Raw genomic sequence first — 19,508 nt, 5'->3', positions numbered from 1 at the left:
GAGATCCTCGAACTCAAGTCGACCATCAACACCATGGTCGACCAGCTCTCCGCCTTCGCCGACGAGGTCACCCGGGTGGCCCGCGAGGTCGGCACGGAAGGCAACCTCGGCGGGCGGGCCCAGGTGCGGGGCGTATCCGGCGTCTGGAAGGACCTCACCGACAACGTCAACTTCATGGCGGACAACCTGACCTCGCAGGTCCGCAACATCGCCCTGGTGTCCACCGCCGTCGCCCAGGGCGACCTCGGCAAGAAGATCACCGTCGAGGCGAAGGGCGAGATCCTCGAACTCAAGTCGACCATCAACACCATGGTCGACCAGCTCTCCGCCTTCGCCGACGAGGTCACCCGGGTGGCCCGCGAGGTCGGCACCGAGGGCAACCTCGGCGGCCAGGCGCAGGTGCGGGGCGTGTCGGGCGTCTGGAAGGACCTGACGGACAACGTCAACTTCATGGCGCTGAACCTGACCTCGCAGGTCCGCAACATCGCCCAGGTGACCACGGCCGTGGCCAACGGCGACCTGTCCAAGAAGATCACCGTCGACGCGCGCGGCGAGATCCTCGAACTCAAGGACACCGTCAACACGATGGTGGAGCAGTTGCGCGCCTTCGCCGACGAGGTGACCCGGGTGGCCCGCGAGGTCGGCACCGACGGGCGGCTGGGCGGGCGCGCCCAGGTGCTGGGCGTGTCGGGGGTGTGGCGGGACCTGACCGACAACGTCAACTACATGGCCGACAACCTGACCTCGCAGGTCCGCAACATCGCCCAGGTGGCGACGGCGGTGGCGCAGGGCGACCTCTCGAAGAAGATCGACGTGGACGCGCGCGGCGAGATCCTGGAGCTGAAGACCACCATCAACACGATGGTGGACACGCTCTCCTCGTTCTCCTCCGAGGTGACCCGGGTGGCCCGCGAGGTCGGCTCCGAGGGTCAACTGGGCGGCCAGGCACGGGTGGAGGGCGTGTACGGCACCTGGAAGCGGCTGACGACGAACGTGAACGAACTCGCGCTGAACCTGACCACCCAGGTCCGGGCGATCGCCGAGGTGGCCTCGGCGGTGGCGCAGGGCGACATGTCCCGCTCGATCACGGTGGAGACGCAGGGCGAGGTCGCCGAGCTGAAGGACAACATCAACCTGATGGTGGCCAACCTGCGCGAGACGACCCGCGCGAAGGACTGGCTGGAGTCGAACCTCGCCCGGCTGGCCGCCCTGATGCAGGGCCACCGCGACCTGATGGAGGTCGCCGACCTGATCCTGCGCGAGCTGACGCCGCTGGTGAACGCCCAGTACGGCGCGTTCTACCTGGCCGATCCCGAGGACGACGCGGGCGTGCGCACCGCCGTCCCGGCCAAGGGCCTCGCCTTCATCGCGGGCTACGGCTCGGCGCAGGGCGCGACCGTCGAGACGGGCGGTCTCCCGGTGCACGGCCTGGTCCGGCAGGCGGCCCGGGAGAAGAAGCGGATCCTCGTCGAGGAGGCCCCGCCGGACTACATCAAGATCAACAGCGGTCTGGGGGAGGCGGCACCCACCACGATCGTCATCATCCCGATCCTGTTCGAGGACAAACTCCTCGGCGTGGTCGAGCTGGCGTCCTTCTCCCGCTTCTCGGACGTGCACCTGGCGTTCTTCGACCAGTTCGTGAACACCATCGGCGTCGCGATCAACACGATCATCGCCAACTCCCGTACGGAGTCACTGCTCGGCGAGTCCCAGCGGCTGGCGACCCAGCTCCAGGACCGCTCGGACGAACTCCAGAAGCAGCAGGCGGAGTTGCAGCGCTCGAACGCCGAACTGGAGGAGAAGGCGGCGCTCCTGGCGACGTCCTCGCAGTACAAGTCGGAGTTCCTGGCCAACATGTCGCACGAGCTGCGCACCCCGCTGAACTCCCTGCTGATCCTGGCGCGGCTGCTGTCCGACAACCCGGACGGCCATCTCTCCGACCAGGAGGTCCAGTTCGCGTCGACGATCCACCGCTCGGGCTCGGACCTGCTCCAGCTGATCAACGACATCCTGGACCTGTCGAAGATCGAGGCCGGCCGGATGGACGTACGGCCCAAGAAGCTCCCCCTCATCAAGCTGCTGGACTACGTCCACGCCACCTTCCGCCCGCTCACCCTGGACCGGGGCCTCGCCTTCGAGCTGTCGGTCGGGGAGGCCGTGCCGCGCGAGATGTACTCGGACGAGCAGCGCCTCCAGCAGATCCTGCGCAACCTGCTCTCCAACGCGATCAAGTTCACCGCGTCCGGCCGGGTGGAGCTGCGGGTGAGCCGGGTGGCGGACCCCGAACGCCGTTTTGTGCAGGTCAGCGATGAGGTGATCGCGTTCGCGGTCTCGGACACCGGTATCGGTATCGCCCCCGAGAAACTCCCGGTGATCTTCGAGGCGTTCCAGCAGGCCGACGGCACGACCAACCGCAAGTACGGCGGCACGGGCCTGGGCCTGTCGATCAGCCGGGAGATCGCGGGCCTGCTCGGCGGCCGGATCGTCGCGGAGAGCGAGCCCGGCAGGGGTTCCACCTTCACCCTGTACGTCCCCGTGGCCAGCCCCGGCCACTCGGCGACCGGCCCCGCCACGCAGGCCCGCGCCCCGCAGGACCGCGCCCCGCAGGACCGCGCCACGGACGAGCGCGCCGCGGACGAGCGCGCCCTGGACGAACGCGCCGCCGTCGCCGTCCCCGAGCGGCCGGCCGCCGAGCCCGGTCCGACCGCTCACGAGAGCGACGACTCCTGGCCGTTGCCGACCAAGCTGGAGGCGTGGCAGTCCGGCCGGGCGGGTCAGGTGCTGCACGGCAGGCGGGTGCTGATCGTGGACGACGACATCCGCAACGTCTTCGCGCTCACCCACGTCCTGGGCCGGGTCGGCATGCCGGTCCTCTACGCGGAGAACGGCCGCGAGGGCATCGAGACCCTGGAGCGCAACCCGGACGTCGAACTGGTCCTGATGGACATCATGATGCCGGAGATGGACGGCTACGAGACCATCGCCGCGATCCGCCGCACCCCGCGCTGGACCGGGCTGCCCATCGTCGCCCTGACGGCCAAGGCGATGCCCGGCGACCGAGAGAAGTCCATCGCGCGGGGCGCCAACGACTACGTCCCCAAACCGGTGGACGTGGACCGGCTGCTGACCGTCGTCTGCGCCCTCCTGGACCCCGACTCCTCCGACCCCGCGGAGCCCGAGGAGTCGGAGGGACACGCATCGAGTGAGGCACCATGATCATGAGTGCTGGGGCGACGGCCGAAGAACGCGCGGGCATCCTCCTGGTCGACGACATGGAGGACAACCTGATCGCGCTGGAAGCCATCCTGGGGTCCCTCAACCAGCCGCTCGTCCGGGCCCGCTCGGGCGAGGAGGCGATGAAGGCACTGCTGCGCCGGCGGTTCGCGCTCGTCCTGCTCGACGTCCGTATGCCGGGCATGGACGGCTTCGAGACCGCCGCCAACATCAAGCGGCTCGACCAGACCAAGGACGTCCCGATCATCTTCCTGACCGGCGCGGACGACGACTCCGGCTACGCCTTCCGCGGCTACGCGACCGGCGCCGCCGACTACCTGACGAAACCGTTCGACCCGTGGGTGCTGCGCGCCAAGGTCTCGGTCTTCCTCGACCTGCACCGCAAGAACCGCCAGCTGGAGCGGCTGCTGGCCGGGGAGCAGGCCGGCTTCGGACAGCTGAACAGGGGACTGGCGACCCTCGAGGAGCAGCTGGCCGGCGACAACCCTCCTGACCTCATGACATTGCGCACCCGGGTCAGGGAGCTACGGCGGCTGGTCGACAGGGGACGCGAGTCCTGACCGTCCAGGGGCGGCGCGGGGAACCGCGCGAGCGGCCACGGCGCTCCCGCAGCCACGAGCGGTCCACCGCCATCCACTACGCCGTCCTGACCGTCCAGGGGCGGCGCAGGGAACCGCGCGAGCGGTCCCCCGCCATCCACTACGCCTCGCGCGCCCCGGAGTACATCTCGTCGATCAGGTGCTTGTACTCCCGCTCCACCACCGGCCGCTTCAGCTTCAGGCTGGGCGTGATCTCGCCGTGCTCCACGTCGAGGTCCCGCGGCAGCAGCCGGAACTTCTTGACGGTCTGCCAGCGCTGCAAGCCCTCGTTGAGCTCCTTGACGTACCCCTCGACGAGGGCGACCGTCACGGGTGCGGCGACGACCTCGGCGTACGACTTGTCCGCCAGCCCGTTCTCCTTCGCCCACTCCAGGATCGACGGCTCGTCGAGCGCGATGAGCGCCGTGCAGAAGTTACGGTCGGCGCCGTGCACGAGGATGTTGGAGACGTACGGGCACACCGCCTTGAACTGGCCCTCGACCTCGGCGGGCGCGATGTACTTGCCGCCGGACGTCTTGATGAGGTCCTTCTTGCGGTCGGTGATCCGCAGATAGCCGTCGGCCGACAGCTCGCCGATGTCACCGGTGTGGAACCAGCCGTCCGACTCCAGCACCTCGGCGGTCTTGTCGGGCAGCCCGTGGTAGCCCTCCATGATGCCGGGGCCGCGCAGCAGGATCTCGCCGTCCTCCGCGATGCGCACCTCCGTGCCGGGCAGCGGCTTGCCGACCGTGCCGATGCGGTAGGCCTCGCCGGGGTTGACGAAGGAGGCCGCGGAGGACTCGGTGAGCCCGTAGCCCTCGAGGATGTGGATGCCGGCTCCGGCGAAGAAGTAGCCGATCTCGGGCGCGAGCGCCGCGCTGCCCGAGACACAGGCGCGCAGGTTGCCGCCGAAGGCCTCGCGGATCTTGGCGTAGACGAGCGTGTCGGCGACCTTGTGCTTGGCGGACAGCCCGAAGGGCGCCGTGCGGTTGCCGGTGCGCCGGAAGTTGTCCTGGGTGACCTTGGCGTACTCGCGGGCGACCTCGGCGGCCCACTGGAAGATCTTGTACTTGGCGCCGCCACCGGCCCGCGCCTTGGCCGCGACCCCGTTGTAGACCTTCTCGAAGATGCGCGGCACAGCGGCCATGTACGTCGGCTGGACCACCGGAAGGTTCTCGATGATCTTGTCGACGCGACCGTCGACGGCGGTGACGTGCCCGACCTCGATCTGGCCGGAGATGAGCACCTTGCCGAAGACGTGCGCGAGCGGCAGCCACAGGTACTGGACGTCGTCGGCGCCGACCAGGCCGGTCGAGGCGATCGCCTTCGCCATGTACGACCAGTTGTCGTGCGGCAGGCGCACGCCCTTCGGGCGGCCGGTGGTACCGGAGGTGTAGATGAGGGTGGCGAGCTGGTCCTTGGTGATCGCCGCGACCCGCTCCTTGATCAGCTCGGGGTGCTTCTCCAGGTACGCCGCACCGCGCTGTTCCAGCTCGGCGAGGGTGAGCACCCAGTCGCCGGTCTCGACGCCGGCCGGGTCGATCACCACGACATGGGTCAGCTCGGGCAGCCCGGCGCGCTTCTCCCGCACCTTGGCGAGCTGCGCCGCGTCCTCGGCGATCAGCACCCGGCTCTCGGAGTCGGAGAGGATGAACGCCGACTCGTCGGCGTTGGTCTGCGGGTAGACCGTGGTGGTGGCGGCGCCGGCGCACAGGATGCCCAGGTCGGCGAGGATCCACTCGACGCGGGTCGAGGAGGCCAGGGCCACCCGCTGCTCGGCCCCCACGCCCAGCTCGATCAGGCCCGCGGCGATCGCGTAGACCCGCTGGGCGGCCTGCGCCCAGGTGAGCGACTTCCAGTCGTCCGGTCCCTGGTCCGAGGCCGAGACCACCGGATAGCGGTAGGCCTCGGCGTCCGGGGTGGCCGCCACGCGGTCCAGGAAGAGGCCCGCGACGGACGGCGGACGGTTCTCGATCAGTGTCTGTGTGTCGCTCACGACATCCTCCGGGGCCCGCGACGGTGCGGCTGGCTCAGTGCGGCTGGGTCTGCTCACGGGGTGTGGTTCGGGCTGTTGTTTAACTCGCGAGTAACTAGCGAGCAGAGATCAGACTAAGGCGCGACCGGCGACTGCGTAAGAGGCCGCGGCCTGTCACTTCGTACAGAGAGCGACCGCCCGCACGCACGGGGGCCCGCCGCACTTTCGTACGACGGGCCCCGGTTGCGCCCGTTTCCGCGATGTACTCGCGGGTAACCCGTGGTTACTTCTTGCCCTTGCCCGATCCCGCGCTGTCATCGCTGGAGAGCACGGCGATGAAGGCCTCCTGGGGAACTTCCACGGAACCCACCATCTTCATTCGCTTCTTGCCCTCCTTCTGCTTCTCCAGCAGCTTCCGCTTACGGGAGATGTCACCGCCGTAGCACTTGGCGAGGACGTCCTTGCGGATGGCGCGGATGGTCTCGCGGGCGATGACCCGGGAGCCGACGGCGGCCTGGATGGGCACCTCGAAGGCCTGCCGCGGGATGAGCTCGCGCAGCTTGGCGACGAGCCGCACGCCGTAGGCGTACGCCGCGTCCTTGTGCGTGATCGCCGAGAAGGCGTCCACCTTGTCACCGTGCAGCAGGATGTCGACCTTGACCAGGCTGGAGGTCTGCTCGCCGGTGGGCTCGTAGTCCAGCGAGGCGTAGCCGCGGGTCTTGGACTTCAGCTGGTCGAAGAAGTCGAAGACGATCTCGGCGAGCGGGAGGGTGTAGCGGATCTCGACCCGGTCCTCGGACAGGTAGTCCATGCCCAGGAGGGTGCCGCGCCGGGTCTGGCACAGCTCCATGATCGAGCCGATGAACTCGGACGGCGCGAGGATCGTGGCGCGCACGACCGGCTCGTACACGTCGTTGATCTTCCCCTCGGGGAACTCGCTCGGGTTGGTGACGATGTGCTCGCTGCCGTCCTCCATGAGGACGCGGTAGACCACGTTCGGCGCGGTGGCGATGAGGTCGAGCCCGAACTCGCGCTCCAGCCGCTCCCGGATCACGTCGAGGTGCAGCAGCCCCAGGAAGCCGACGCGGAAACCGAAACCGAGGGCCGCGGAGGTCTCCGGCTCGTACACCAGCGCGGCGTCGTTGAGCTGGAGCTTGTCCAGCGCGTCACGCAGCTCGGGGTAGTCGGAGCCGTCGAGCGGATAGAGCCCGGAGAACACCATCGGCTTGGGGTCCTTGTACCCGCCGAGCGCCTCGGTCGCCCCCTTGTGCAGGGTGGTGATGGTGTCACCGACCTTGGACTGGCGGACGTCCTTCACGCCGGTGATGAGGTAGCCCACCTCGCCGACGCCGAGGCCGTCGGCCGGCAGCATCTCGGGCGAGTTGGTGCCGATCTCCAGCAGCTCGTGCGTGGCGTTGGTGGACATCATCCGGATCCGCTCACGCTTGGTGAGCTGGCCGTCGATGACACGTACGTACGTCACGACGCCCCGATAGGAGTCGTACACCGAGTCGAAGATCATCGCACGGGCGGGCGCGTCGGCGACCCCGACCGGCGCCGGAACCGTCGCGACGACCTTGTCCAGCAGCGCGTCCACACCGAGGCCGGTCTTGGCGGACACCCGCAGCACGTCGTCGGGATCGCACCCGACCAGGTTGGCGAGCTCCTCGGCGAACTTCTCGGGCTGCGCGGCCGGCAGGTCGATCTTGTTCAGCACGGGGACGATGGCAAGGTCGTTCTCCATCGCCAGGTACAGGTTGGCGAGGGTCTGCGCCTCGATGCCCTGGGCGGCGTCGACGAGGAGGACGGTCCCCTCACAGGCGGCCAGCGACCGTGAGACCTCGTAGGTGAAGTCGACGTGCCCGGGGGTGTCGATCATGTTGAGGATGTGCGTCGCACCCTGGTCGGGACCCGTGGTCGGGGCCCAGGGCAGACGCACCGCCTGGGACTTGATCGTGATGCCGCGCTCGCGCTCGATGTCCATGCGGTCGAGGTACTGAGCGCGCATCTGCCGCTGGTCGACCACACCCGTCAGCTGGAGCATCCGGTCGGCGAGCGTGGACTTGCCGTGGTCGATGTGCGCGATGATGCAGAAGTTGCGGATCAGCGCCGGGTCGGTACGGCTCGGCTCGGGCACATGGCTAGGGATCGCGGGCACGCAGGGTCCTGATTCTTGAGGCGTCCGCAGTGTCTGCGGTCTCGGGTCGGATCGTTACGTAGCCTCCATGGTCCCACGCGCGGCGACCTGGGACCGGTTTGGGCCACTCGGACAGCCCCTGGTAGTGTGAGTAGCTGTGTCTCTTGCCCTCTCAGCACGAGACACACCCCAAGAAAATCATCGGCACGGGACCCGAGCGGCCCCGTGCCAGAACCTGCAAAGGCTCATTCGTGGCGAACATCAAGTCCCAGATCAAGCGGATCAAGACCAACGAGAAGGCTCGGCTGCGCAACAAGGCCGTCAAGTCCTCCCTGAAGACCGCGATCCGCAAGGCCCGCGAGGCTGCTGCCGCGGGTGACACCGAGAAGGCCACCGAGTACCAGCGCGCTGCCGCGCGTCAGCTCGACAAGGCCGTCGCCAAGGGTGTCATCCACAAGAACCAGGCCGCCAACAAGAAGTCGGCGCTGGCCACCAAGGTCGCTTCCCTCAAGGGCTGAACCTCTTCTTTGATCTGACCGCCGGAAGGACCCAGAGCGGGCCCTCTCTCATCCGCTCCCGTCCGGCACCCATGGATCCGCGCGCGGCCTGCGTTCGCCACGCGGGCGCGGATCTCCCAGCATGAACCAAGGCCCCGGAGCCCCGTCCTTCCCCAGGACGAGCGCCGGGGCTTTTGGCGTCACCCGGGGCTCAGGCGCGGACACGGCCCCCGCGCGGTCCTACGCCCGTCCCCTGGACCGTGCCGCGCGGGCGATCGTCACGACCGCCTTCTCCAGGGCGTACTCCGGATCGTCCCCGCCGCCCTTGACCCCGGCGTCGGCCTCGGCCACCGCCCGCAGGGCCGCGGCGACCCCGTCCGGCGTCCACCCTCGCATCTGCTGCCGCACCCGGTCGATCTTCCACGGCGGCATCCCCAGCTCCCGCGCCAGATCGGCCGGCCGCCCGCCGCGGGCCGAGGACAGCTTCCCGATCGCCCGCACCCCCTGGGCCAGCGCGCTCGTGATCAACACCGGCGCCACCCCGGTCGCCAGCGACCACCGCAGCGCCTCCAACGCCTCCGCCGCGCGCCCCTCGACGGCCCGGTCGGCCACCGTGAAGCTCGACGCCTCGGCCCGCCCGGTGTAATACCGCCCGACGACGGCCTCGTCGATCGTCCCCTCGACGTCGGCGACCAACTGCGCCGCCGCCGACGCCAGCTCCCGCAGATCGCTGCCGATGGCCTCGACGAGCGTCTGACACGCCTCGGGCGTGGCCGACCGGCCCAGCGCGCGGAACTCGCCCCGCACGAACGCCAGCCGGTCCGCCGGCTTCGTCATCTTGGGGCACGCCACCTCCCGCGCCCCCACCTTGCGCGCGGCGTCCAGCAGCCCCTTGCCCTTGGCCCCGCCCGCGTGCAGCAGAACGAGCGTGATCTCCTCGGCGGGCGCCCCGAGATACGCCTTCACGTCCTTGACCGTGTCGGCGGACAGATCCTGCGCATTGCGTACGACCACGACCTTGCGCTCCGCGAAGAGCGACGGACTCGTCAGCTCGGCGAGCGTGCCGGGCTGCAACTGGTCCGAGGTCAGATCCCGTACGTCCGTGTCGGCGTCGGCGGCCCGCGCGGCGGCCACCACCTCCTGCACGGCACGGTCGAGCAGGAGGTCCTCCTGGCCCACGGCAAGCGTCACGGGGGCGAGAGGGTCGTCATTCGCAGTCTTCCTGGCCATCGGGACAAGCATGGCACGGGCCACTGACAACGGAGGCGGGACAGCCACCGCACACCCCCGGCCGCCACGCGCCCGAGCCACCCGCCCGAGCCACCCGCGGCCGGGGCCGAAGCCCGTCCGACCCCGCCCCCGGGACTACGGCTCCTCGCGCCAGCCGTCCCACTCCCCCACGAACGCGTCCAGCTCCCTCGGATCCAGCCGACCTGTCTCGTCCCGCAGGACCAGAAGCCACTGCGCGTCCTCGGCGTCGTCCTCACCGGCCAGCGCGTCCCGCACCAACTGGGGCTCCTCGTCGAGTGCGAACCGCTCCCCGAGCGCCTCCGCCGCCTCCTCCGCGGCATCGCGGTCGGGCAGCACCAGCACATGTCTCACATCGCTCACGGAACCATTCTCCGGCACGGCGAGACCTGGCGATCCCCTGCCCTGCCCCGCCCCGCCCGGCCCGCGCCGATGAGCCGACCGCGCCGTCTCTCCTCCCGCCTCGCACCGCACGAACCCCCTCGCCTCGCACCACCGGGAGACCGGCTCGCAGGCACCGCACGGTGGTCGTTCACGAGTACCGGTACACCGCGAGCACCTCCTCGTCGCCGCCCAGGTCGCGTTCCGTGCGCCCCCGGTACCGGGGCGTCCCGTCCCGGATCACGTCCAGGTCGACGGCCGCTGCCTCCCCGGCCGCCCCGCCCGGGGAAACGGCCGCGTCCGGCACCGCCTCGGCTGTACGGACACCCCACCGGGATCATCCTGCGCAGCCCGCACCCCGCACCCGCAGCCCGCTCTCTGAATCTCAGCGGAAAGACGGGCATCGACCTGGGTGGAAGGCGTGGCCTCAGTCTCCCGACACCCGCAACTCCGCTCCCTCACCGGTCACCGCCAACGCCCCGTCCACGTCCGTCCGCAGCACCACCGCTCCCCCTGCGCGCAGCGCCGCGACCGTGCTGGGGGCCGGGTGTCCGTACCGGTTGTCCGCGCCTGTCGAGATCAGCGCCAGCCGGGGCGACACCGCCCGTATGAGATCCGGGTCCTGGTAGGCCGAGCCGTGATGGGCCACCTTGAGCACGTCCACCCCGCCCAGCGACCCGGCCACCGTCGAACGCAACAGCGCCTGCTGGGCCGGGGGTTCGAGGTCACCGAGCAACAGCAGCCGCAGCCCGCCCGACCGCACCAGCATCGTGACACTGGCGTCGTTCGGGTCGTCCGGGGCCGCTACCGGTCGCGGCGCCGGCCACAGCACCTCCCAGGAGAGGTCACCGATGCGCCGCTGCTCCCCGGCGGCGGCCACGGTGAGCGGCACGCCGTGGGCAGCGGCCTCCCTCCGCACGAACTCAGCCTGTTCCACGGGCTCCGCGAAGCCGGTCGTCTCGATCGCGCCCACCGCGCGTCCGCGCAGCACGCCCGGCAGTCCGGCCACATGGTCGGCGTGGAAGTGGGTGAGCACCAGCAGCGGGACCCTGGTGATGCCCAGTGTGCGCAGACACCGGTCGACCAGCGCCGCGTCGGGCCCGGCGTCCACCACCACGCCGGTGTCCTTCCCCGCCGCCAGCACCGTCGCGTCGCCCTGTCCCACGTCACACATGGCGAACCGCCAGCCCGGCGGCGGCCAGCCCGTGATCACCCTGGTCAGTGGCGGTGGCTGCACCACCACGAGCAGCAGCAACACCCCGCAGGCACCGGCCAGCCGGGGCCTCCTCGACAATGGCCGCCCGGCGCCCACGACCACCGCCGTGACGAGGGCGAGCAGCAGCGCGCCCGTCCAGCTGCCGGGCCAGTCCACTCCCCCGCCGGGCAGCGCCGCCCCGAACCGGGCCACGTCCGCGATCCAGCCGGCGGGCCAACCCCCGCACCAGGCGAGCGCCTTGGCCACCGGCAGCACCACCGGCGCCGCCGCCAGCGCCGCGAAGCCCAGCACCGTGGCCGGCGCGACCGCGAACTCCGCGAGCAGATTGCACGGCACCGCCACCAGACTCACCCGCGCCGACAACACGGCGACGACCGGCGCGCACAGCACCTGGGCAGCGGCCGCGGCGGCCAACGCCTCCGACAGTCGCGGCGGCACCCGGCGTCGCCGCAACGCGGCGCTCCAGCGCGGCGCCAGCGTGAGCAGCGCGCCCGTGGCCAGCACGGAGAGCAGGAAACCGTAACTCCGGGCCAGCCACGGGTCGTACAGCACCAGCAGCAGGACCGCCGTCGCCAGCGCCGGGATCAGCGATCTGCGGCGGCCCGTCGCCAGGGCGAGCAACGCGACCGTGCCGCAGGCCGCCGCCCGCAGCACACTCGGGTCGGGTCGGCACACGACCACGAACGCGAGGGCGAGGGCACCGCCGAGCAGTGCCGTCGTGCGCAGCGGGATGCCGAGGCGGGGTGCCAGGCCGCGCCGCTCGACGTGCTGGGCCAGACCGGGCGGCCCGAGGAGCAGGGCGAGGAGAATCGTCAGGTTGCTTCCGGAGACGGCCAGCGTGTGCGTCAGGTCGGTGTCCTTGAAGGCCTCGTCCAGCTCGGGCGTGATCCGTGAGGTGTCTCCGACGACCAGGCCCGGCAGCAGTGCCCGCGCGTCGGCGGGCAACCCGTCGGTGGCCTCCCGCAGCCCCGCCCTCAACCGCCCCGCGAACCGCTGGGCCGCCGACGGCCCGTCCACCACCTCCGGCGCCGCCCGCTCCCGTACCCGCAGCACGGCCGCGACCCGGTCACCGCCCGCCGTCGCCGGAGCCAGCCGCCCGGTCACCCGCAGCCGTGTCGACGGCAGCAGCCCCAGCCAGGGTGAGTCCGCCGGGCCGCCCTCGGCGAGCCGCTCCCGTTCATCCGGTCCCGGGTCCCGGGCGCCCACGTCGACGATGAGCAACACCGGTGTCCGGGCCGACGCCGACAGCCCACCCGCCTCCTCGACGCCTCGCACGTCGGCCTCGATCAGCGCGGAGACCGGAGCCGTGCGGTCGCCTGCGGTCCTCGGCCTGGTGAGCCGCGGGTCCGAGGTGACCTCGACCTCGGCGGTGACGGTGGCGTACTGCCGGGCCAGTCCCGGCACCGGCCCCCGGCGCAGATCGGCTCCGTGCAGCCCGGCCGAGGCGGCCGCCGCGGCGACGCAGAGCAGCGCGGCGGCGATCGTCGCCCGCGGCCAGGTGCCCGGCCCGGGGTCGCGTCGGCCGGCTCCGGCCCGCCCACGTGCCGACAGGAGGACGCCGGCCGCGGACAGGCACACGACCACGATGCCGATGACCTGACCGGGCGCCGCGTCCAGCGTCAGCGCGGCCGTCGCCCAGGCCGCGAGCGCCGGTGGCAACAGTCGTAGATCCGTCGGTCCTTCCTGCCGTGGGTGGGCTGCTCCGAGCCGGGCGCCGGAGTCGGCGTGCACGGCTCGGCGGTGGGCGGGGGAGCCTCGGGAACCGGGGCGCGGGACGGCGTTCATGGCCGTACGAGATCGCGTAGATCGGCGAAGCGGCGCTCACCGATGCCGTTGACCTCACGCAGCTCGTCCACCGAGCGGAAGCCGCCGTGCCGCGCGCGGTAGTCGAGGATGTGCCGGGCCAGTACGGGCCCCACGCCGGGCAGGGTGTCGAGCTGGTCCACGGTGGCGGTGTTCAGCGAGACCGGTGCTCCGGGCGGGGCGCCACCACCCGGCCCGCCGGCGGCGGTGCCGCCCGCGCCGGTCCCGGCCGCCGCGGCCGGTGCGGGACCGCCGACGACCACCTGCTCCCCGTCCACGAGGAACCTGGCGCGGTTGAGGCCGTCGGTACTGGTGCCCGGACGCACTCCGCCGGCCGCGCGGAGTGCGTCGACGACCCGCGAACCGGCGGGCAGCCGGTGGATCCCCGGGGAACGGACCTTGCCGCTGACGTCCACCACGATCTCGCCGCCGGCCGCACCCGGTCCGTCCGCCGTGGCCGCCCTCCCATCGGTGCCCGCCGTGTTCGACGCGCCGGCCGAGGCGGCAGGATCGGTCCGCCCGCCCGGCACCCGTTCCCCGTACGCGGCCGTCGCCCGCACCACCTCGGGTGCCCGCACGGACTGGGTACGGCCGGTCCAGAAGTGCTGTACGGCGAAGCCCGCGGCGACGACGAGCAGCACCGTGAGCGCGACCACGTTCCCGCGCTCCAGACCGCATCTCGACTGCAACCACACCGGCATGCGCTCCCGCAAAGCCGGTCCGACGCGCTCCCGCCAAGTCCCGGACGCACGAGGGGAGTCGGCGCCGACATCGGCGTCAACGCCTGCCGCCCGGACCTCCTCGGTCCCCGTCCCGGCGCGGCGATCCACCCCGGACTGCGATCCCGTCCCGGCGCGGCGATCCACCCCGGACTGCGATCCCGTCCCGGCGCGGCGATCCACCCCGGACCGAGGTCCCACCGCAGCGTGGAGATCCACGTCGGACTCGGACGCCGCCCCGGCGCGGCGATCCACCCCGTACCGGGGTTCCGCCGCGCCGTGGAGATCCGCCTCGGCCGCACCCTCGTCGGCATGCGTCCCCGGTTCCCGCCGCTTCCCCGCGTGTTCGGCGAAGAGGATCTCCGCCCGTCGGCGGAGTTCCTCCGCGGGTGCGTGACGGTGGCGGGAGCGGCGGCGGGCGGGCGCTGAGCCAGGGCGGGAACGTGGGTGAGGGCCGGTGCCGGGGCGAGTTCGGGCGCGGCCGTCCGAAGTGGGCCCGCGGCCTGGGCCGCTGGTCGCGGATCGAGTGCGTGAGCGTGATCGAAGTGCCATGCCACGAGGATCGGACACCTCGGCAGATCGCGATGATCATGCTCGAATCCCGGGGATCAACGCCCGATTGTGGACAACTCCGCCCCTCACACGGGTGAACCGCCGGGCACGGATCTGACCTCCCGGCGACCCGGCGACCGGGATCCCCGCACAGGCGCCGGGATTCGGAAGTCGAGAGTCGGAAGTCGGGAGTCGGAAGTCGGGAGTCGAGAGTCGGAAGTCGGGATTCAGGAGTCGGTCATCGCGGCGAGACCACGACGCCGAGCAGGCCTGGCCCCGTGTGCGCCCCGATCACCGCTCCGACCTCGCTCACGTGCAGGTCGGCGAGCCCGGCCAGTCGTGTCCTCAGGCGGTCCGCGAGGGCGGAGGCCCGGTCGGGCGCGGCGAGATGATGGACGGCGATGTCGACAGGGGCGCTGCCCGCCCGGTCGGCCACGAGCTCCTCGAGGCGGGCGATCGCCTTCGACGCCGTGCGGACCTTCTCCAGGGGCTCGATCCGGCCGCCCTCCAGTTGCAGCAGCGGCTTCACCGCGAGCGCGGAACCCAGCAGGGCCTGCGCGGCACCGATCCGACCGCCTCGACGCAGATAGTCGAGGGTGTCGACGTAGAAGTAGGCGCAGGTGCCGGCGGCCCGTTTCTCCGCGGCCGCGACGGCCTCGTCCACGGTGCCGCCCGACTCCGCCGCCCGGGCCGCGGCGAGCGCGCAGAAGCCGAGCGCCATCGCGATCATGCTGGTGTCGACCACCCGCACGGGCACCGGTGCCTCACGCGCCGCGAGGACCGCGGCGTCGTACGTCCCGGACAGTTCGGCGGAGAGATGGAGCGAGACGATGCCGGTGGCACCGGCCTCGGCGACCCGGCGATAGGTTTCCGCGAACTGCTGGGGGCTGGGCCGCGACGTGGTGACGGGGCGCCGCTTCTGAAGTGCCTGGGCCAGCGAGCGGGTCGAGATCTCGGTCCCCTCTTCGAACGCCTGGCCGCCGAGGACCACGGTCAGGGGTACCGCGGTGATGCCATGGCGCTCCATCGTCCGGGGCGGCAGGTAGGCCGTTGAATCGGTGACGATCGCGACATGGCGGGACATGAGCTGGAGGTTACCTGCCGTAGCGCCTGGGCGGCAGCCCGGCCCCGCTCCCCCGGACCGGTGTGGCCGGATCAGGTGGTGCTCTCGGGGCGGGGTTTCTTCTGCCAGGGGTACGCGGGCCGTCGGCCCGGCGGGGTGATGGCGGGCCGCGCCTGCTCGTCCGCCGTGGCGGGCCGAGGAGTCTCGGGCCAGGTCTGGCTGCTCGTCGTGGCGTCGGCCTCCGGTGCCGCGGGCCACGGGGCCGACGCGGAGGTGGGTTCCGTCGTGGTCCAGTGGCGCAGTGCGCCCGTCTCGACGTCGATCTGCGCGCTCAGGGAATCGAGGTCGTCGTCCGCGAACTGTCGTGCCCGGTCACGGACCGCCCAGCGCAGGGAGTCCGCCGACCCGGTCACACGCTCGGTGCGTTCCCGCAGTCCGGGCAGCCGCTCGGCCAGTGTGGCCCGGTCCGGCTCGGACTCCATGCGCTTGAGGTCGTGGTCCAGTTCGCGCCCGTGCGAGCTGAGCCGCTCGAAGAGGCCGAGGGACTCCTTGAGGGACTCGTCCTCCGCCACGCCCGCGTGCAGCGCCTCCTGGGTGGCGCGCATCGAGGTACGCAGCTGGAGCCGGAGCTGGGCGATCTCTCCCGCCGGTCCTGGCTGGGCGAACGACTTGGCCCGCAAGGTGTGGTCCTCGACCGTGCGCCGGGCCTGGGTGAGGGTGCGGTCCACACCCCGCTTGGCGGCGCCGACCACCTTCACCGTCGCGTAGGCGCCGAGCACCACGAAGAGCAGGAAGAGCACGGCGAAGATGGTGATCACTGTTGCCACGATGCTCCTCCTCGGACTGCCACGGCACACACCGCGACGCTCTTCAACGGTAAACGCAAAGGGCAGGCCCGGAGTTCCGACGGAACCCCGAACCTGCCCGTAGGGGACTACCCCGACCCGAGACGCCGACCCGGGTCCCGGCGCCTACGCCGGAACGATGTTCACCAGCTTCGGCGCCCGCACGATCACCTTGCGGATCCCCGCGCCGTCCAGTGCCGCCACGACCTTCTCGTCGGCCAGCGCCACCTTCTCCAGCTCCTCGTCGGAGATGGCCGGGGAGACCTCCAGGCGGGCCTTGACCTTGCCCTTGATCTGCACGACGCAGGTCACGGTCTCGTCCACGACGTACGCCGGGTCGGCGACCGGGAAGTCCTGGTGGACGACCGAGTCGGCGCGGCCCAGCCTGCGCCACAGCTCCTCGGCGATGTGCGGGGCCAGCGGGGCGATCAGCAGCACCAGCGGCTCGGCGATGGAGCGTGGCAGCGCGCCGCCCGCCTTGGTCAGGTGGTTGTTCAGCTCGGTGACCTTGGCGATGGCGGTGTTGAAACGCAGCCCCTCCAGGTCCTGGCGGACGCCGTCGATCGCCTTGTGCAGGGCGCGCAGCGTCTCCTCGTCGGGCTCGGCGTCGCTGACGGTGATCTCGCCCGTCGCCTCGTCGACGATGTTGCGCCACAGCCGTTGCAGCAGCCGGAACTGGCCGACCACCGCGCGCGTGTCCCACGGGCGGGAGACGTCCAGCGGCCCCATCGCCATCTCGTACAGGCGCAGCGTGTCCGCCCCGTACTCGGCGCAGATCTCGTCCGGGGTGACCGCGTTCTTCAGGGACTTGCCCATCTTGCCCAGCAGCCGGGTGACCCGCTCGTCCTGGTAGTAGTACGCGCCGTCGCGCTCCTCCACCTCGGCGGCCGGCACCGCGATGCCGCGGCTGTCGCGGTAGACGTAGGCCTGGATCATGCCCTGGTTGAACAGCTTGTGGAACGGTTCGGCCGAGGAGACGTGGCCCAGGTCGTACAGCACCTTGGACCAGAAGCGCGCGTACAGCAGGTGCAGCACGGCGTGCTCGGCGCCGCCGACGTACAGGTCGACACCGCCGTGCGGCTGGCCCTCGCGCGGGCCCATCCAGTACCGCTCGATCTCCGGGTCGACCAGCTGACGGTCGTTGTGCGGGTCCAGGTAGCGCAGTTCGTACCAGCAGGAACCGGCCCAGTTGGGCATGGTGTTGGTCTCACGCCGGTACTTCTTCGGCCCGTCGCCCAGGTCCAGGGTGACGTTGACCCACTCCTCGTTGCGCGACAGCGGGGTCTCGGGCTGGGTGTCGGCGTCGTCCGGGTCGAAGGTGCGCGGCGAGTAGTCCTCGACCTCCGGCAGCTCCAGCGGCAGCATCGACTCGGGCAGGGCGTGGGCGGTGCCCTCCTCGTCGTAGACGATCGGGAAGGGCTCGCCCCAGTAGCGCTGGCGGCTGAACAGCCAGTCGCGCAGGCGGAAGTTGACGGTGCCCTCGCCGATGCCCTTGCGGGCCAGCCACTCGGTGATGCGCGCCTTGGCGTCGGCGACGCCCAGGCCGTCCAGGGAGACCGCGTCGCTCGCCGAGTTGACGATCTTGGCGTCGTAGGACGCGAAGGCGTCGTCCCAGGTCGAGGCGTCCGTGCCCCGGTCGTCGCTCGGCTCGACGACACAGCGCATCGGCAGCTCGAAGGCGCGCGCGAAGGCGAAGTCGCGGCTGTCGTGCGCCGGGACGGCCATGATCGCGCCGGTGCCGTAGCCCATCAGCACGTAGTCGGCGATGAAGACCGGGATCCGCTCGCCGTTGACCGGGTTGGTCGCGAACGCGCCGGTGAAGACACCGGTCTTGTCCTTGGCCTCGGCCTGCCGCTCGACGTCGGACTTCGAGGCGGCCTGCGCGCGGTACGCGGCGACGGCCTCGGCCGGGGTCGCGTGAGCGCCGGTCCACACCTCGTGGGTGCCCTCGGGCCAGGCGGCCGGGGTGAACTTGTCGACCAGCGGGTGCTCGGGCGCCAGCACCATGTAGGTCGCGCCGAACAGGGTGTCCTGGCGCGTGGTGAAGATCGTGACGTGGTCGCCGTCGATGGGGAAGTCGACGCGGGCGCCCTCGGAACGGCCGATCCAGTTGCGCTGTTGCAGCTTGATGGCCTCGGGCCAGTCCAGCGCGTCCAGGTCGTCCAGCAGACGGTCGGCGTAGGCGGTGATGCGCATGTTCCACTGGCGCAGCTTGGCCTTGAAGACGGGGAAGTTGCCGCGCTCGGAGCGGCCGTCGGCGGTGACCTCCTCGTTGGCCAGCACGGTGCCCAGTCCGGGGCACCAGTTGACCGGCGCCTCGGAGGCGTACGCCAGGCGGAAGTCGCCCAGGACGTCCGCGCGCTCGGCGGCGGTCAGCTCGTTCCACGCGCGCGTGTGACCCGGTACGGCACGGTCACCGGACGCGAACTGGGCGATCAGCTCGGAGATCGGGCGGGCCTTGTCCGCCTCGTCGTCGTACCAGGAGTTGAAGATCTGCAGGAAGATCCACTGGGTCCACTTGTAGTAGTCCGGGTCGATCGTGGCGAACGACCGGCGCCTGTCGTGGCCCAGGCCCAGCCGGCGCAGCTGGTCCTTCATGTTCTCCATGTTGGCCTCGGTCGACACGCGCGGGTGCGTGCCGGTCTGCACGGCGTACTGCTCGGCGGGCAGGCCGAAGGCGTCGAAGCCCAGGGTGTGCAGGACGTTGTGGCCGGTCATCCGCTGGAACCGGGCGAAGACATCGGTGGCGATGTAGCCGAGGGGGTGACCGACGTGCAGGCCCGCACCGGACGGGTACGGGAACATGTCCATGATGAACTTCTTGGGCTTGGCGACCAGCTCCGGGTCACCCGCCAGGTCACCCTGCGGGTTCGGCGCCGCGTAGGTGCCGTCGGCGTCCCAGAAGTCCTGCCAGCGTGCCTCGATCTCGGCGGCCATGACTGCCGTGTAGCGGTGCGGCGCGGCCTCCGCCGGCACAGCGGCGGCAGCGGGGTTCGTCTCGCTCATGATCCTCAAAGCTCCATCGATCGTCTCTGCCTGCGGAAACGAAAAAGCCCCTCGCACAGGAGGGGACGCCGCGCCGATGCCGACCACGATCTCACCGGTGGTCGGGACTGATCAGCGCGGCTCGCTAAGCAGAAGGCGTACAGCACGCATGCAGTTAGGGTACCGCAGGCCCTGAGCACGCCGCGACGCGCTTCCGTATGTCTCCTGGACAGCAGGTACACCCGACGAAAGCTGAACCAAGGTCAAAGATTACT

13 protein-coding genes are annotated in these 19,508 nt (G+C 71.1%); 3 read left to right on the top strand and 10 right to left on the bottom strand.

The features are described 5' to 3' along the window. Both ACFV0T_RS23115 and ACFV0T_RS23110 read left to right on the top strand, forming a co-directional pair. Window positions 1-3,216, top strand: a 3,216-nt coding sequence (locus ACFV0T_RS23115) for a HAMP domain-containing protein (protein WP_385782120.1), incomplete at its 5' end; no start/stop codon positions are given. Window positions 3,217-3,218: 2 nt separating this feature from the next. Beyond that, entirely contained in the window at window positions 3,219-3,794 is a 576-nt protein-coding gene (locus ACFV0T_RS23110; RefSeq protein ID WP_385782234.1) for a two-component system response regulator, read from the top strand. A gap of 139 nt (window positions 3,795-3,933) precedes the next feature. On the opposite strand, the gene ACFV0T_RS23105 is transcribed toward ACFV0T_RS23110, so the two are convergent. Both ACFV0T_RS23105 and lepA read right to left on the bottom strand, forming a co-directional pair. Next, on the bottom strand, window positions 3,934-5,808 hold the full coding sequence (locus tag ACFV0T_RS23105) for an AMP-dependent synthetase/ligase (protein ID WP_385782118.1): 1,875 nt from the start codon (window positions 5,806-5,808) through the stop codon (window positions 3,934-3,936). A 262-nt stretch (window positions 5,809-6,070) separates the two neighbouring features. Further along, window positions 6,071-7,945: a translation elongation factor 4 gene (lepA, locus tag ACFV0T_RS23100; RefSeq protein WP_385782115.1), complete on the bottom strand. Its 1,875-nt coding sequence runs from the start codon at window positions 7,943-7,945 to the stop codon at window positions 6,071-6,073. Window positions 7,946-8,175: 230 nt separating this feature from the next. Here lepA and rpsT point away from each other — a divergent pair, with 230 nt between their 5' ends. Next, on the top strand, window positions 8,176-8,442 hold the full coding sequence (rpsT, locus tag ACFV0T_RS23095) for a 30S ribosomal protein S20 (RefSeq protein ID WP_385782112.1): 267 nt from the start codon (window positions 8,176-8,178) through the stop codon (window positions 8,440-8,442). A 219-nt stretch (window positions 8,443-8,661) separates the two neighbouring features. Here rpsT and holA read toward each other — a convergent pair whose 3' ends face one another. The 8 genes from holA to leuS form a co-directional block, all read right to left on the bottom strand. Beyond that, complete coding sequence (gene holA, locus ACFV0T_RS23090) at window positions 8,662-9,651, bottom strand: DNA polymerase III subunit delta (protein WP_385782109.1); 990 nt, start codon at window positions 9,649-9,651, stop codon at window positions 8,662-8,664. 135 nt (window positions 9,652-9,786) lie between these two features. Beyond that, window positions 9,787-10,032, bottom strand: coding sequence for a hypothetical protein (locus ACFV0T_RS23085; protein WP_385782107.1), 246 nt, complete (start codon window positions 10,030-10,032; stop codon window positions 9,787-9,789). A gap of 169 nt (window positions 10,033-10,201) precedes the next feature. Then, entirely contained in the window at window positions 10,202-10,357 is a 156-nt protein-coding gene (locus ACFV0T_RS23080) for a hypothetical protein (RefSeq protein ID WP_385782104.1), read from the bottom strand. Between the two features lie 120 nt (window positions 10,358-10,477). Further along, on the bottom strand, window positions 10,478-13,051 hold the full coding sequence (locus tag ACFV0T_RS23075; RefSeq protein WP_385782101.1) for a ComEC/Rec2 family competence protein: 2,574 nt from the start codon (window positions 13,049-13,051) through the stop codon (window positions 10,478-10,480). After that, entirely contained in the window at window positions 13,048-14,340 is a 1,293-nt protein-coding gene (locus ACFV0T_RS23070; RefSeq protein ID WP_385782098.1) for a helix-hairpin-helix domain-containing protein, read from the bottom strand. The genes ACFV0T_RS23075 and ACFV0T_RS23070 overlap by 4 nt, the downstream gene beginning before the upstream one ends. Window positions 14,341-14,578: 238 nt before the next feature. Further along, on the bottom strand, window positions 14,579-15,424 hold the full coding sequence (locus ACFV0T_RS23065; RefSeq protein ID WP_385782096.1) for a DegV family protein: 846 nt from the start codon (window positions 15,422-15,424) through the stop codon (window positions 14,579-14,581). Between the two features lie 71 nt (window positions 15,425-15,495). Next, window positions 15,496-16,221 carry a hypothetical protein gene (locus tag ACFV0T_RS23060; RefSeq protein ID WP_385782231.1) on the bottom strand — a complete coding sequence of 242 codons (726 nt, stop codon included), beginning with the start codon at window positions 16,219-16,221 and terminating at the stop codon, window positions 15,496-15,498. Between the two features lie 153 nt (window positions 16,222-16,374). Beyond that, window positions 16,375-19,254, bottom strand: a complete 2,880-nt coding sequence (gene leuS, locus ACFV0T_RS23055) for a leucine--tRNA ligase (protein WP_385782093.1) — start codon at window positions 19,252-19,254, stop codon at window positions 16,375-16,377. Window positions 19,255-19,508 lie beyond the last annotated feature (254 nt).

The sequence above is a fragment of the Streptomyces sp. NPDC059582 genome, assembly GCF_042735715.1.
Taxonomy (GTDB): domain Bacteria; phylum Actinomycetota; class Actinomycetes; order Streptomycetales; family Streptomycetaceae; genus Streptomyces.
This window is presented reverse-complemented; position numbering and strand designations above follow the sequence as displayed.

Coding starts and splice junctions, on each gene's coding strand:
- ACFV0T_RS23065 (WP_385782096.1), bottom strand. CDS start 15,424: ATGTCCCGCCATGTCGCGATCGTCACCGATTCAACGGCCTACCTGCCG.
- ACFV0T_RS23070 (WP_385782098.1), bottom strand. CDS start 14,340: ATGGCACTTCGATCACGCTCACGCACTCGATCCGCGACCAGCGGCCCA.
- leuS (WP_385782093.1), bottom strand. CDS start 19,254: ATGAGCGAGACGAACCCCGCTGCCGCCGCTGTGCCGGCGGAGGCCGCG.
- ACFV0T_RS23110 (WP_385782234.1), top strand. CDS start 3,219: ATGAGTGCTGGGGCGACGGCCGAAGAACGCGCGGGCATCCTCCTGGTC.
- holA (WP_385782109.1), bottom strand. CDS start 9,651: ATGGCCAGGAAGACTGCGAATGACGACCCTCTCGCCCCCGTGACGCTT.
- ACFV0T_RS23075 (WP_385782101.1), bottom strand. CDS start 13,051: ATGAACGCCGTCCCGCGCCCCGGTTCCCGAGGCTCCCCCGCCCACCGC.